The sequence below is a fragment of the Erwinia sp. 198 genome, assembly GCF_003937915.1.
In the GTDB taxonomy this organism is placed as follows: Bacteria; Pseudomonadota; Gammaproteobacteria; order Enterobacterales; family Enterobacteriaceae; genus Erwinia; species Erwinia aeris.
The window spans coordinates 133558-147668 of sequence record NZ_RHUM01000008.1 but is presented as its reverse complement, the minus strand read 5'-3'; the positions used below and the strand labels follow the sequence as shown (position 1 = coordinate 147668).

The window sequence follows — 14111 nt, the reverse complement described above, 5'->3', positions numbered from 1 at the left end:
GGAAAAAAGAAGGATAATCGCATTATTTGTTCTCGCCAATGGAGTTAAGTTCGATGCGAAAGCAGACGTCGGCCTCTTTACTGGCGGTCAGCTGTAGATCGCCCAGCAGGCGATGCACGCAGTCTTTGGCAATGCTCAGGCCCAGACCGCTGCCTTTTACCGCGCCTTTGCGCTGCTGGCTTCCCTGAAAGAAAGGCTCAAAAATCATCGCCCGCTCCGCATCCGGTATCGGCGTGCCGCTGTTGGCGACCTCGATGATGACCTTGCGGCCCTGCGGCCAGCTGCGGATCCAGATGGTACCGGATTCATCGCCGTAGTGTATCGCATTCGAATAGAGATTATCGATCGCCCTTGTCAGCAGGGCTTCATCCGCCCGGCAGGCGGTGGCGGTCAGAGCAATATCGGTCTGGATCAGGCGTTTGCGTGCCGTAAGGTTGTGGCTGCTGACGATGCGCTCGATCAGCGGCTGCAGCTCTACCGGCTTCAGCACCACCTGCGCCTCTGAAAGCTTGCGGTTGTAGTCCAGCAGCTGCTCAATCAGCCGTTGCAGATGGCGACTGCTTTCGTCGAGGATGGCGACCACTTCACGCTGATCGGTGGTCAGCGGGCCGGCGACTTCGTCCGCCAGCAGCGCCGTTCCTTCACGCATGCTGGCCAGCGGCGTTTTCAGCTCGTGAGAGATATGGCGCAGAAATTCATGCCGCTGCGATTCTAGCCAGGCCAGGCGCTCGCTAAGCCATAAGATCCGCTGGCCGAGAGAACGCAGTTCGCGCGGGCCTTTCAGCGCAAGATTGTGCCCGGCCGAGCGCCCTTCGCCCAGCCGGTTGATCATGCGCTCGACCGCCTTAACCGGCCCGATGATCATACGGGTAAACAGCACTACCAGCCCTAAACTGAGCAGAAACAGGATCAGCGCCTGCCAGCCGAAATACTGGCCGCGTTCGGCTATTTCGCGCTGCAGCTGTAGCCCTCGTGAAAATACCGCGTTACGCGTGGACTGCACCAGCTGGCCGTTGACGGCGGAAAAACGTTCCAGATTGTCGGAAGCCGCCTTAACGGGACTGCTGTTGTCGCACGCTATTTTCGCCAGGCCGGACAGCAGCTGCTGCAACGACTGCGTTAGCCTATCGTCGGGCACCGCTGCCGCCTGCTCTTCCAGCATGCGGGCATATTTGGTGCGCTGAGTCTGATAGAGGTTCGCCAGCATCGGATCGTCCAGCACGCAGTACTGGCGGTAGCTTCGTTCCAGTTCAAGCGCGGTGCGCGCCATCGCCTCGCTGCGGCGCACATCGGTCAGCGTATTGCGATTGATATCGGCCGCCTGATTGCTCAGCGCGGAGAGGCTTTCCCACGCCTGCCAGGCCAGCACCAGCAGCGGCAGCAGCACCAGCAGAAACGCCATCAGCACCAGCTGGCGCAGCGATCGGGGAAACAGACGCCATTTTTTCACGGGAAGCTCTCCTGTTTTTAGTCAGCCCGATGCTAACGGAGTGTGCTGCGAGAGGAAAGCCTTAGCGTAAAACGAAAAACGGCAGGCTCAGGGAGCCTGCCGTCATGCGATGCGATGCCGGTACCCCGACATGCCTGAATAGGTGGTGCCTAACTCAACGTTGCGCCCTGAGTGTGATAGAGCCGGAGCTGTATCGGTCTCGCTGGACGGCAGGCACCGTATTGTGCATCATTCGGAACGTTATGAAGCGCTTGACCGCTTGCGCAGGGCTGTCATAACCAGGTGAATGAGCCGCTGGTCCTAGTATAGCAAATCCCATGCCATGTTTTAAATTAAATTATAACACTTTATTTTAAAAAGCTTTTTAATAACGGGACGGCGCAACAACGTCAAAAGAGCTCGCCCACGGGCAAAAAAGTGTCGCCGTTCGGGAACAGGGTCAGGATTATCCTCAGGAACTTAACATAATCAATAAGTTAAATGTCGCCATTAAGAGACACCTGATTTACGGCCTGTCGCTATTTTGCAACGGTTGTTCACCACTGGCTTAAAAACATTAAAAAAGGCAGCCGAAGCTGCCTTTGAAGTTAAGGAAAAACTTAACCAAGCTGCTTGCGCGCGTTGCGGAAAATCCGCATCCACGGGCTGTCTTCGCCCCACTCTGCCGGATGCCAGGAGTTACTGACAGTGCGGAAAACGCGTTCCGGATGCGGCATCATAATGGTGACGCGGCCGCTTTCGTTGGTCACCGCTGTAATCCCGTTTGGCGAGCCGTTTGGATTAGCCGGATACTGCTCGGTCACCTTGCCGAAGTTGTCGACAAAGCGCAGCGCCACCAGGCCTTTATGCTCCAGCGTGGCCAGATGAGCCTCGTCGCGCACTTCCACAAAGCCTTCGCCATGTGAAACGGCAATCGGCATCTGCGATCCTGCCATCCCGGCCAGCAGCAGCGACGGGCTGGCCGCCACTTCCACCAGGCTGAAACGAGCCTCGAAGCGCTCCGACTGGTTACGTACAAAGCGCGGCCAGGCTTCGCTTCCGGGGATTAGCTCGCGCAGGTTGGACATCATCTGGCAGCCGTTGCAGACGCCCAGCGCCAGCGTTTGCGGGCGATGGAAGAAGGTTTCAAACTCGTCGCGCACGCGATTGTTGAACAGGATGGATTTGGCCCAGCCTTCGCCCGCGCCCAGCACGTCGCCGTAGGAGAAGCCGCCGCAGGCCACCAGCGTCTGAAAATCCGCCAGATCGCGGCGGCCAGCCAGCAGATCGCTCATATGCACGTCGACCGCATCAAAGCCGGCGCGATGGAAAGCCGCCGCCATCTCGACGTGGGAGTTAACGCCCTGCTCGCGCAACACGGCCACTTTTGGCCGCGCGCCCGTCGCGATGTAAGGCGCCGCGATATCTTCTTCCGGCCGGAAGGTCAGCTTCACGTTCAGGCCCGGATCGGCGTTCTTCTTCGCTTCGTGTTCCTGATCGGCGCACGCCGGGTTATCGCGCAGGCGCTGCATCTGCCAGGTGGTTTCTGCCCACCAGGTACGCAGGGTGCTGCGGCTTTCGCTATAGACTGCCGAATGGCCGGAGGAGATCACAAAACGATCGCCAGGCAGCGCGCGGCCCAGCATATGCACGCAGTCCGCCAGTCCCTGAGCGGCAAAAACCTGCTCTACGTATTCACGATCGGCCGCCGCGATCTGAATGACGGCGCCCAGCTCTTCGTTAAACAGCGCAGCCAGCGCATCGCTGCCCAGCGCGGCGATATCCGCTTCGATGCCGCAGTGGCCGGCAAAAGCCATTTCCGCCAGCGTTACCAGCAGCCCGCCGTCGGAGCGGTCGTGATAGGCCAGCAGCTTCTCTTCCGCCACCAGCGTCTGCACGGCCGTGAAGAAGCCCGCCAGCCGCTGCACGTCGCGCACGTCGGCAGGCTTGTCGCCCAGCTGACGATACACCTGCGACAGCGCCGTCGCGCCTAGCGCGTTCACACCCTGGCCAAGGTCGATCAGCAGCAGCGCATTGTCAGGATTGGCCGTTTGCAGCTGCGGCGTCACGGTGCGGCGCACGTCTTCCACGCGGGCAAAAGCGGTGATCACCAGCGAAAGCGGCGACGTCATTTCGCGCTGCTCGGTGCCCTGCTGCCAGCGGGTTTTCATCGACATGGAGTCTTTGCCGACCGGGATAGTGATGCCCAGCGCCGGACAAAGCTCCTCGCCCACCGCTTTAACGGCTTCATAAAGCCCGGCGTCTTCGCCCGGGTGGCCTGCCGCCGCCATCCAGTTAGCGGAAAGCTTGATGCGCTTTAACGAACCTATCTGCGTGGCGGCGATATTAGTCAGCGCCTCGCCTACCGCCAGGCGACCGGAAGCGGCAAAATCCAGCAGGGCTACCGGCGCGCGCTCGCCCAGCGCCATCGCCTCGCCGTAATAGCTGTCGAAGCTGGCGGTGGTCACGGCGCAGTTAGCAACCGGGATCTGCCACGGCCCCACCATCTGATCGCGTGCAACCATGCCGGTAACGGTACGATCGCCGATGGTGATCAGGAAGGTTTTTTCCGCCACGCTCGGTAAATGCAGCACGCGTTTAACGGCATCGGCAATAGTGATTGCCTCCCGCGCCAGCGGCTCGCCTTTGGCTTTCAGCGTGACGGCTTCACGGGTCATCTTCGGCGTTTTGCCCAGCAGCACGTCCAGCGGCATATCGATCGGCTTGTTATCGAAATGGCTGTCGCTCAGCGACAGATGCATCTCTTCCGTGGCTTCGCCGATCACGGCGTAAGGTGCGCGTTCACGCTGGCAAAGCGCAGCGAACTGCGCCAGTTTATCCGGCGACACGGCCAGCACGTAACGCTCCTGCGACTCGTTACACCAGACTTCCAGCGGGCTCATGCCCGGCTCATCGCTGAGGATATCGCGCAGGTTGAAGCGGCCGCCGCGTTCGCCGTCGCTGACCAGCTCCGGCATGGCGTTAGACAGACCGCCCGCGCCCACGTCGTGGATAAACAGGATCGGGTTCTCTTCGCCCAGCTGCCAGCAGCGGTCGATCACTTCCTGACAGCGGCGTTCCATCTCCGGGTTGTCGCGCTGTACCGAGGCAAAGTCGAGATCCGCATCCGACTGGCCGGAAGCCATAGAAGAAGCCGCGCCGCCACCCAGGCCGATATTCATTGCCGGGCCGCCCAGCACGATCAGTTTGGCGCCCACCGTGATTTCACCTTTCTGCACGTGATCGGCGCGAATATTGCCGATACCGCCGGCCAGCATAATCGGCTTATGGTAGCCGCGCAGCTCGACGCCGTTATGGCTGTTAACTTCTTCTTCATAGGTACGGAAGTAGCCGGTCAGCGCGGGACGGCCGAACTCGTTGTTAAACGCCGCGCCGCCCAGCGGGCCTTCGGTCATGATATCCAGCGCGGTAACGATGCGATCGGGCTTGCCGAAATCCTCTTCCCACGGCTGTTCAAAACCGGGAATACGCAGGTTGGACACCGAGAAGCCCACCAGACCCGCTTTGGGCTTCGCGCCGCGTCCGGTGGCGCCTTCATCGCGGATTTCACCGCCGGAACCGGTTGCCGCGCCGGGCCACGGCGAAATTGCCGTCGGGTGGTTATGGGTTTCCACTTTCATCAGGATGTGCGCCTCTTCCTGATGGAAATCATATCGGCTTTCCGCATCGGCATAGAAACGGCCAACCTGCGAGCCTTCCATTACCGCCGCGTTATCTTTATAGGCGGACAGCACGTGATCCGGCGTTTTCTCAAAGGTGTTTTTGATCATTTTGAACAGCGATTTTGGCTGCTGTTCGCCGTTGATGATCCAGTCGGCGTTAAAGATTTTATGACGACAGTGCTCTGAGTTCGCCTGAGCGAACATATACAGCTCAATGTCGTTCGGGTTGCGCCCGAGTTTTTCAAAAGCCTGCTGCAGATAGTCGATTTCGTCTTCCGCCAGCGCCAGACCCAGCCTGCGGTTGGCCTGTTCCAGCGCCGTGCGGCCTTCGCCCAGCACGTCCACGCTGGTGAGCGGAGCCGGTTCATGATGCGCGAACAGCCGTTCGGCCTGCGACAGATCGCTGAGCACCACTTCCATCATGCGGTCATGCAGCAGCGCGCCCAGCTGTGCCCACTGCGCTTCCGTCAGCTGCGGCGCTTTGATGTAGAAGGCCAGCCCGCGCTCCAGGCGCGTCACCTGCGGCAGATCGCAGTTGTGGGCGATATCGGTCGCCTTGGAAGACCACGGGGAAATCGTTCCCGGACGAGGCGTCACCAACAGCAGGCGACCTTCGGGGGTATGTTCGGCGAGAGAAGGACCATATTTCAGCAGGCGCTGTAAACGGGCTTTTTCAGCCTCGTCAAGCGGCGTGCTGACATCGGCGAAATGGACGTACTCGGCGTAAATGTCACTCACCGGCAGGTGAGCGTCCTGAAAGCGGGCCAGCAGTTTGTTAATACGAAATGCCGACAGAGCGGGCGAACCACGCAGAATTTCCATCATTAAAGATCTCTCGTCAGAGCGCCAGGCGGCGCTTCTTTGGGCGCAACAGGGGAAAACGGGCGCCATTATAAAGAATCCCCACCTGTTACGAAACCGTTTGCGCAGAATTAATCGGCACAGGGAATTGCCTGAAAAGCGCACAATTCCGCACAAATCTGGTTGCGCCGCCGCAGGGAGTTGCGCAAAATGCCCCACGCTCAGGGACCATTAAAGACCACAAATACTGCCGTTACAGACAGAATCCTGAGAGAAATCGAGAGATAACCATTTGAAACGCCTGAAAATTAATTATCTGTTCATCGGGCTGGTGACGGTACTGCTCGCGCTTGCGCTGTGGCCGTCGATCCCGTGGCACAGCAGCGGGCTGGACCGAACGGAACAGATAAAAGCACGGGGAGTTTTGCGCGTCAGCACGCTCAATTCGCCCCTGACTTACTACACAGTGAATAAAGCACCGGCCGGTATGGATTACGAGTTGGCGAAACGCTTCGCCGATTATCTGGGCGTAAAGCTGCAAATCACGGTGCGTCAAAACCTCAGCGAGCTGTTTGACGACCTGGAAGAGGATAAAGCGGACGTGCTGGCGGCCGGGCTAATCTATAACAGCGATCGTCAGTCGCGCTTTCGTACCGGCCCGACCTACTATTCCGTTTCCCAGCAGCTGGTTTACCGGATGGGCAAGCCGCGTCCGCCGAATTTGGGTGCGCTGAAGGGACGTCTGACGGTTGCGTCCGATTCCGCCTTCGCTTCGACGCTGCGCGATATCCGCCAGAATCAGTATCCCGATCTGGACTGGGCCATCTCGACCGATCAGAGCCCGAATGCGCTGCTGGAAGCGGTGGCAGACGGCAAGCTCGACTATACGGTGGGCGATTCGGTGTCGATCGCGCTGCTACAGCGGATCCATCCGCAGCTGGCGGTGGCTTTTGATATCACGGATGAAGAGCCGGTGACCTGGTATATGGCGCGCGACGAAGATGACAGCCTGTATGCGGCGATGCTGGACTACTTTAACCAGATGGCGGAAGAAGGCGCGATGGCGCGGCTGGATGAAAAGTATCTGGGCCACGTCGGCACCTTCGACTACGTCGATACCCGCACTTTTCTGCGTGCCATCGACAGTATGCTGCCGGCTATCCGCCCGCTGTTTCAAAAATACGCCAGCGAAATCGACTGGCGGCTGCTGGCGGCTATTTCCTGGCAGGAGTCGCACTGGAACCCGCAGGCCACTTCGCCTACCGGCGTGCGCGGCATGATGATGCTGACCCGCAATACGGCGGACAGCGTCAACGTCAGCGACAGAACCGATCCGGAACAGAGCATTCGCGGCGGCAGCGCGTATCTGGTGAAAATGATGGAGAAGGTGCCGCCGACCATCCCGGAGGATGAGCGCATCTGGTTCGCGCTGGCGGCGTATAACATGGGCTACGCGCATATGCTGGACGCGCGCAGGCTGACCGAAAAGCAGAAAGGCAATCCGGACAGCTGGGCCGACGTCAAGCAACGGCTACCGATGCTGAGTCAGAAACGCTATTACAGCCAGACCACCTACGGCTACGCGCGCGGCCAGGAAGCCTACAACTATGTGGAAAACATCCGCATTTATCAGCTAAGCCTGGTGGGCTATTTACAGGAGCAGGAAAGGAAGCTGGCGCAGCAGGCAGCGATGGAAGCGCAGCTGGGTAAAGACTATCCGGCCGTAGCGCCGCAGGTGGCAATGAACTGAACATGGGCGCGGCGGACGGCGATGAAGTGAAAACACCCGGAGCATGGCACGGGCGACACGTTATGCGTTTTTAAGACTGACCGCGCGCTCTGCTCTTTGCTGCAAAAGGGCGCTGTTATCCAGCGCCCTGCTTATTCTCCTTTCAGCAGCTCGGCGCGCAGCCTGTCGCGCAGCGCCTTTTTCTCCGCCCGACGTTGGCGGAAGAAATTGCTTAGCATCGCCGCGCACTCTGCCGCCAGCACGCCCTGTTCCACGCTGACCTGATGATTCATGCCCGCATGGCCCAGGATATCCAGCAACGACCCGGCCGCGCCGGTTTTCTCATCCCGCGCGCCAAACACCAGCCGCCCCACCCTGCCGTGCACCATCGCGCCCGCGCACATCACGCACGGCTCCAGCGTAACATACAGCGTGGTATCCAGTAACCGATAGTTTTCCAGCACCTTGCCGCCCTGCCGCAGCGCCATAATCTCCGCATGTGCGGTCGGATCGTGATAGCCGATAGGCCGGTTCCAGCCTTCGCCGATAACGGTATCGCCCTGCACCAGCACGGCGCCAACGGGCACTTCGCCTTCTTCCCAGGCACGGCGCGCCAGCGTTAAAGCATGGCGCATCCATTTTTCATCAATTTGGGTATCGCTCACCTGAGCCTCCAGCAAAAAATCGCGGGGCAGTATACCCGTTTACTCCAGCTGTTGCAGTTCGCCCTGCGGCGTTACCCGCCAGCGATGCTGGCAGAAGAAAAGCAGCGGGTTATCTTGCTTGCTGTCGCTGTAGCCGCTGTAAAGCTGCAAAGGCGTGCCGATACGCTTTTCCAGCTGCGCCACCTTTTCATGTCCCAGACAGCGCATCGTCAGTATTCGTCCACCGTAGCCGCGTGACATCTGGCTGGCGATCAGTTTGACCTTCGGCAGAAAAGCGGAGTCGAAATAGACCAGATCCACCAGCGGCTGTGGCGAGCCGGTGATCAGCCAGACGTCGGCGTCAACGCTGTTCAGGTAGTCGGTCAGCCGCTGCTGCACCACCGGGAAAGCGGTGACCCGTTGCCGGAACCACTGCGCAAAGGCTTCTTCGCGCACCAGCAGTTTCTTTTCGCTGTGGCCGAACGTAATTGCCCACAGCAGCAGACTCATTGGCCAGCGCGCAGCGCGCCCCCTGAGAAGCAGGCCGGCGCCGACCACGGGCAGCAAAGGCGCCACCAGCAACAGGTTGATCGGCTGACGCCATAGCAAATAGCGCATAAAAGTGCCGAACATATCCTGCTGATGCAGCGTGCCGTCGAGATCGAAAAACACCACACGTCGTTCCTGACCAGTTATCAAACCTTTCTCCTCGGGGAAAACCCATAAACCAGACGCGTTTCGCGTCGTCATAACGCTGTTAATAATAGTGGACGCTGAGACAACAATGTCAAAACCGTGCGGCGCAGGTAAATCCGCTTCAGCGCATACTCGCCTGTAATGCCGCGCGTAAGAAGCCGCCGTGTTCGGCAAGCAGCGTAGCGGCTTTCGTTGCGTCAACGCCGCTCAGCACCATCAGGATAGCGGTTTTTACTTCATATGCCGTTTGCCGGAGCGCCCGTTCCGCCTCTTCCCGCTCGCAGCCCGTCGCCTGGCAAACCATCCGGCAGGCGCGATCGACCAGTTTGATGTTGGTCGCCTGCATGTCCACCATCAGGTTCTGATAGACCTTGCCGATTTTCACCATGGCGCCCGTTGAGATCATATTCAGCACCAGCTTCTGCGCCGTTCCCGATTTCAACCGCGTCGATCCGGTGAGCGCCTCCGGCCCCACGACCGGCGAAATGGCGATGGCCGCTTCATGCGCGATGGGCGAGTCCGGGTTACAGGAGATCGCTGCCGTGCGGCAGCCGGACTGGCGGGCGAAACGCAATGCGCCAATAACATAAGGCGTGCGTCCGGAAGCGGCCAGGCCGACCACCATATCCTGCGGCGTCAGCTTTAGCGCCTGCAAATCGCTTACGCCCAGCTGTTCATCATCCTCGGCGCCCTCGACCGCTTTCAGCAGCGCGCCCGGCCCGCCCGCGATTACGCCTACCACCAGCCCATGCGGCACGCCAAAGGTAGGTGGACATTCGGAAGCGTCCAGCACGCCGAGCCGGCCGCTGGTGCCCGCCCCCATATAGATAAGCCTGCCGCCTTCCTGTAACGAAGCGGCCGCCGCGTCTACCGCCTGCGCCACCTGCGGCAGCGTCCTGCGCACTGCTGCTGCAACGGTGGCGTCCTGATCGTTAAATTTCGTCACCATCTCCAGCGTGGAGAGGCTATCAAGGTCTATCGTGTCCGCATTACGTGTTTCTGAAATCAGTGCGCCAAGATCCATGCTATCCTCACAAATGAATTTTTAATTCTGTATTCTGATTAATTACTGAATATTATATTCATAACCGTTTTCCGAAGAGTTATTTTTAATACACAAGCCGCCTTTTCTAAGGGTAGCTGACGTGCTGAAGCGTGTTCAGGCCGTTTTAAGGAGGAGCCAATGAGCTCACTATTACGTATTCGCCAACTCTATCCCACTCTGGCGCTGAACGAGCGACGCCTCGCTGATTTTTTACTGTCGCAGCCGGATAAGGCGCGGCATCTCAGCTCGCAGAAGCTGGCAGAAGAAGCGGGCGTCAGCCAGTCCAGCGTGGTGAAGTTTGCGCAGAAGCTGGGCTACAAGGGATTTCCGGCATTGAAGCTGGCGCTGAGCGAATCGCTGGCGAAAAAAGATGCTGTTACCGTGCATAACCTGATCTTAAGCGACGATCCGTTAAAAGTCGTGGGCGAGAAACTGCTGGCGGAAAAACAATCCGCTATCCGCGCCACGCTGGATATCAATAGCGAGGAAAAACTAACGGAAACGTTGCAGCTGTTGAAGGAAGCGAATCGCATTGTTCTGGTAGGTATCGGCGCGTCGGGGCTGGTGGCGAAAGATTTTTCGTGGAAGCTGATGAAAATTGGTATTCACGCCGTGGCCGAGCAGGATATGCATGCTCTGTTGGCCAGCGTGCAGGCGTTAAATCCGGGCGATGTGCTGCTGGCAATTTCCTATACCGGCGAACGACGCGAAATCAACCTTGCCGCTCAGGAAGCGCGGCGTGCCGGGGCCAACGTGCTGGCCTTCACCGGCTTTACGCCGAACACGCTGCAACAGTGCGCCACGCATTGCCTTTATACGGTGGCCGAAGAGCAAACTACCAGCAGCGCGGCTATCTCCTCAACGTCCGCCCAGCTGACGCTGACTGACCTGCTGTTTATGGCGCTGGTGCAGCACGATCCCGAACGCGCTTCCAGCCATATCCGCCACAGCGAGGCGCTGGTGAAGAAGCTGGTTTGAGGCTCGCGCCAGCGGCGTGCCGTCTGGATGGTTCAAATGCACGACAATGAAGTTTATCATTTCTTTCAAAGAGATAGGTAAGACCCCGCGCTTACCTTTAAGCGGGCTATTTTGATTTTTCTTTATAGATCAGTTATAAACGAAGGCTAATTTTCTCAGTCGGCAGTACTAAAATTACTCCCCTGAAGGCAGGCGCAATGATTACCCATAAAGGAAGTGGCGGCAGTATCCCCAGCAAATGTTATCAGGTATTTATTCAGTTAACCTCCATTCGTAACGGTTTAACCTCCCTTGTGCCAAGGACTCGATTCTAAATGAGCGAATTACCTTCCTCCCGGAAATATACAAAAAATGAGCAAGTCACCAGGGTAATATTTTTTAGTTCTCTGGCCTTACTTTTACTGATATTGCCTTTCGGATTTTTCCATGAAAAGGCCAGCAGAGTTTCATTCTATTTTTGTAGCTATCTTTGCGCCGCTGGGATTTTACTGAACTTTAAAGATATTCGCTCAACGCTTTTTACTTCTAAAATAATCCTTCCCGGTCTGCTTCTGGCAATTATGTTTACCGTATGGTCACTGGTTGTATCGTACAATAAAATTCCCGGAGTGGACAACGGCCTCTTATTCACTCCGGCTAAACGCTGGTTTTTAGCTGCTCTTATCGCTTTATTTACCTTGTGGGGCGTAAAAAAAGAGCTAATCAGTAAGACGCTACTTTATAAATTAACATGGATTTCTTTATCTTTTGCCTTTATCCTTTCCAGCATTTACGGCATCTGGCAGCATATAAACGGCGTTGACAGGATCGTTCTTGGTATAAATCGTGCAACGCTTACCGCCTATGCTTACAGCGCGCTGGCGTTGGCTATGATGACGATGCTTAATCAAATAAATTCACTATCCGTCAAGTTTACCGCCATCATTTTTACCTGTCTGCTTTCTATATATATCATTCTACTGACTGAAACCCGTTCTGCTATGTTTATTCATACGCTTCTGTCAGTGGCGATTATGGTTAGTGCGCTCTGGCGAGGAAAACTCATCAAACCTTTACCGGTGATAGCCATTATTATAGCTTTTGCGATCATCGCAACTTTTGGTAAGGGCATCATTTATTCACGCGTTGATACCACGCAGCAGGAAATAACACGATTCAGTCAGGGTGATGACCACACATCCCTGGGATCTCGTTTTACCCTTTGGCAATCGGGCCTTGTGGCTATTCAGGAAAATCCACTGGGCCAAACACAGGTCACCAGAAACAACATAATTCGCAACTGGATAACTACAAACCATCCTGATTCATTTGCTTTGGAATATATTGATGTACATCTGCATAATGAATTCCTTCAGTACACCTCGCTGTTTGGCATTTTTGGCTTCCTTGTTCTTTTATTCTTCTTTATAAAATTGATTTTTGATAATGGCATAAAAGGTGTCTTTAGTAACCCTGTCTCGATTATGGTAATCTCTGCGTTGCTGTATGGCATGACAGATGTACTGTTAACCTCTATAGAGTATATAGTACTGCTCAGTACACTGATTTTGTTGGCCAGCCTCAACAGCGATAAAAAAGTAATAGTGGATAAAAGATGAGTAATATAGCCATTTTCGTAATCAATTTGCCTGTCTCTACAGACAGGCTTCAATCTATGCAGAAACAGCTGGCTGCTGTAGGTAAAGAATTTATTACTATTAAAGCTGTGGACGGTTCTAAAATAGCCGATGACGAGTTCTTTTTCTATAAAAGGGAGGTGAGCTACGCCATCACTAAAGGAGAAGTAGGCTGCGCAATGAGCCACCTGAAGGCTTATAAGCAGCTGCTGGACTCTGACTATGATTTAGCCTTGATTCTGGAGGATGACGTGACCGTTCCCGCTGATATCGGGAAACATTTGCAGAGTATTGCTGAAAATAATAACAGGCAGTGTAATGTCACTCTGCTTTCTGATGTTAATCATTATCAGAGCAAGAAGCTTTATTCTACGGATGATAATCATCACGTTCATAAAGTCCTTAACGCAGCTTTCTCACACGGCTATGTTATCAATAAACCGGCAGCAAAAAAGATGCTGGCGAACCTCTTCCCGATCTGGTGCGTAGCCGATCAATGGACGACGTTTAAAGAATTTGGTTTAATTGATATACATGGCGTAGTTCCATCATTGATAAACACCTATGAACCGCTGGAGAAAGTAACAACTATTGGGGACAGAAGCTCAGAATTAGTAAGGCAGGAGAAAAAAATAATATGGAGCAGGATAAGGGATTCACGCCCTGTAACGTTAAAGATGAAGAAGAGTTTGTGGTTGGCTTTTGTCAGGCCGTTTATTTCTATTAAGAAAGAAAATTAAAAATAGCACAGGAGGCAGAAAAAAATTCACCTCCTGATGCATATTTATTTATAACTAAAAGCGACCTCATCGAATAAATTAAAAAAAATAAAACCAGGATAAGGCGAGGTTACTTATTAATCAGCATGGGTTTTACTGTCAGGGCGGTAATGTCAATTGGCCCTGTTTCCTTTTTATCTTCTATGTAGTATACGGTTCCTTAGCGAGGTAAGCTTTACTGAATAAAGCATTCAGTATTTCTTCCATGGAAATTACCAACCTTAATAAGCAAGATAAGTCCCAGTAAAAAACGCCATAGAGTCGCTTCACTGGGCTTAATACCATTCAGGGTTTCTCCGGCCAGATAATATCAGGAGCAGTATTAACATTAAGCCTGTTTAACAGGATCCGATATTTTTTCCATGCCGCGAGCTGAACTTTTTCTTCATCAGTCGCTTCATCCAGTTCAACTGCATCCTGCAATGGGGCGATTGCGATTGTTGCTTCTGCCAATAAGTTACCTCGCTGCTCCTCAGCGAGGGCAATCAGCTGTCCTGTTGTGGGGCCTGGTGGATCAATTAAAATCGGATTACCATCATTATCAGCAGTGATAATTTTCCCATGGGCCTGCCCCTCGTAAAGCTTGTTGTAAGACTCCTCACTGACCACCACGGCATCATCGGGCCATCCATCTGGAGATGACTCGTAATCCGCTTTCATTATCTCCGGATAGAAACCATTAGTTTTTTTGCTGTAAAAATAGTTATTCAT

10 protein-coding genes are annotated in these 14111 nt (G+C 55.2%); 4 read left to right on the top strand and 6 right to left on the bottom strand.

Annotated elements, in window-relative coordinates:
- Positions 1–22: 22 nt before the first annotated feature.
- Together EGK14_RS12925 and purL are read right to left on the bottom strand one after the other, a co-directional pair.
- Complete coding sequence (locus EGK14_RS12925) at positions 23–1450, bottom strand: HAMP domain-containing sensor histidine kinase (protein WP_125289507.1); 1428 nt, start codon at positions 1448–1450, stop codon at positions 23–25.
- 599 nt (positions 1451–2049) lie between these two features.
- Positions 2050–5937: a phosphoribosylformylglycinamidine synthase gene (gene purL, locus EGK14_RS12920; RefSeq protein WP_125289506.1), complete on the bottom strand. Its 3888-nt coding sequence runs from the start codon at positions 5935–5937 to the stop codon at positions 2050–2052.
- 268 nt (positions 5938–6205) lie between these two features.
- Here purL and mltF point away from each other — a divergent pair, with 268 nt between their 5' ends.
- Positions 6206–7663, top strand: coding sequence for a membrane-bound lytic murein transglycosylase MltF (gene mltF / locus EGK14_RS12915; protein WP_125289505.1), 1458 nt, complete (start codon positions 6206–6208; stop codon positions 7661–7663).
- A 131-nt stretch (positions 7664–7794) separates the two neighbouring features.
- Here the strand turns inward: mltF and tadA are convergent, their stop codons facing one another.
- The 3 genes from tadA to murQ all read right to left on the bottom strand — a co-directional run bounded on the left by tadA (position 7795) and on the right by murQ (position 10006).
- Positions 7795–8307, bottom strand: coding sequence for a tRNA adenosine(34) deaminase TadA (gene tadA / locus EGK14_RS12910; RefSeq protein ID WP_125289504.1), 513 nt, complete (start codon positions 8305–8307; stop codon positions 7795–7797).
- Positions 8308–8346: 39 nt separating this feature from the next.
- Positions 8347–8985, bottom strand: coding sequence for a phosphatidylglycerophosphatase C (gene yfhb, locus EGK14_RS12905; RefSeq protein ID WP_199746432.1), 639 nt, complete (start codon positions 8983–8985; stop codon positions 8347–8349).
- A 118-nt stretch (positions 8986–9103) separates the two neighbouring features.
- Positions 9104–10006: an N-acetylmuramic acid 6-phosphate etherase gene (gene murQ, locus EGK14_RS12900; RefSeq protein WP_125289502.1), complete on the bottom strand. Its 903-nt coding sequence runs from the start codon at positions 10004–10006 to the stop codon at positions 9104–9106.
- 159 nt (positions 10007–10165) lie between these two features.
- Between murQ and EGK14_RS12895 the strand changes: the two genes are divergently transcribed.
- The 3 genes from EGK14_RS12895 to EGK14_RS12885 all read left to right on the top strand — a co-directional run bounded on the left by EGK14_RS12895 (position 10166) and on the right by EGK14_RS12885 (position 13361).
- Entirely contained in the window at positions 10166–11005 is an 840-nt protein-coding gene (locus EGK14_RS12895) for a MurR/RpiR family transcriptional regulator (RefSeq protein WP_125289501.1), read from the top strand.
- A 314-nt stretch (positions 11006–11319) separates the two neighbouring features.
- Positions 11320–12603 (top strand): O-antigen ligase family protein, encoded by a 1284-nt coding sequence (locus tag EGK14_RS12890; RefSeq protein WP_125289500.1) that lies wholly within the window; start codon positions 11320–11322, stop codon positions 12601–12603.
- Positions 12600–13361, top strand: coding sequence for a glycosyltransferase family 25 protein (locus EGK14_RS12885; protein ID WP_125289499.1), 762 nt, complete (start codon positions 12600–12602; stop codon positions 13359–13361). The genes EGK14_RS12890 and EGK14_RS12885 overlap by 4 nt, the downstream gene beginning before the upstream one ends.
- A 324-nt stretch (positions 13362–13685) precedes the next feature.
- Here the strand turns inward: EGK14_RS12885 and EGK14_RS12880 are convergent, their stop codons facing one another.
- Complete coding sequence (locus EGK14_RS12880; RefSeq protein WP_125289498.1) at positions 13686–14111, bottom strand: tail fiber assembly protein; 426 nt, start codon at positions 14109–14111, stop codon at positions 13686–13688.

Excerpts from the sequence above, each read along its gene's own strand:
- EGK14_RS12880 (WP_125289498.1), bottom strand. The coding sequence starts at position 14,111 with ATGAATAACTATTTTTACAGCAAAAAAACTAATGGTTTCTATCCGGAG.
- EGK14_RS12890 (WP_125289500.1), top strand. The coding sequence starts at position 11,320 with ATGAGCGAATTACCTTCCTCCCGGAAATATACAAAAAATGAGCAAGTC.
- EGK14_RS12885 (WP_125289499.1), top strand. The coding sequence starts at position 12,600 with ATGAGTAATATAGCCATTTTCGTAATCAATTTGCCTGTCTCTACAGAC.
- EGK14_RS12895 (WP_125289501.1), top strand. The coding sequence starts at position 10,166 with ATGAGCTCACTATTACGTATTCGCCAACTCTATCCCACTCTGGCGCTG.
- purL (WP_125289506.1), bottom strand. The coding sequence starts at position 5,937 with ATGATGGAAATTCTGCGTGGTTCGCCCGCTCTGTCGGCATTTCGTATT.
- murQ (WP_125289502.1), bottom strand. The coding sequence starts at position 10,006 with ATGGATCTTGGCGCACTGATTTCAGAAACACGTAATGCGGACACGATA.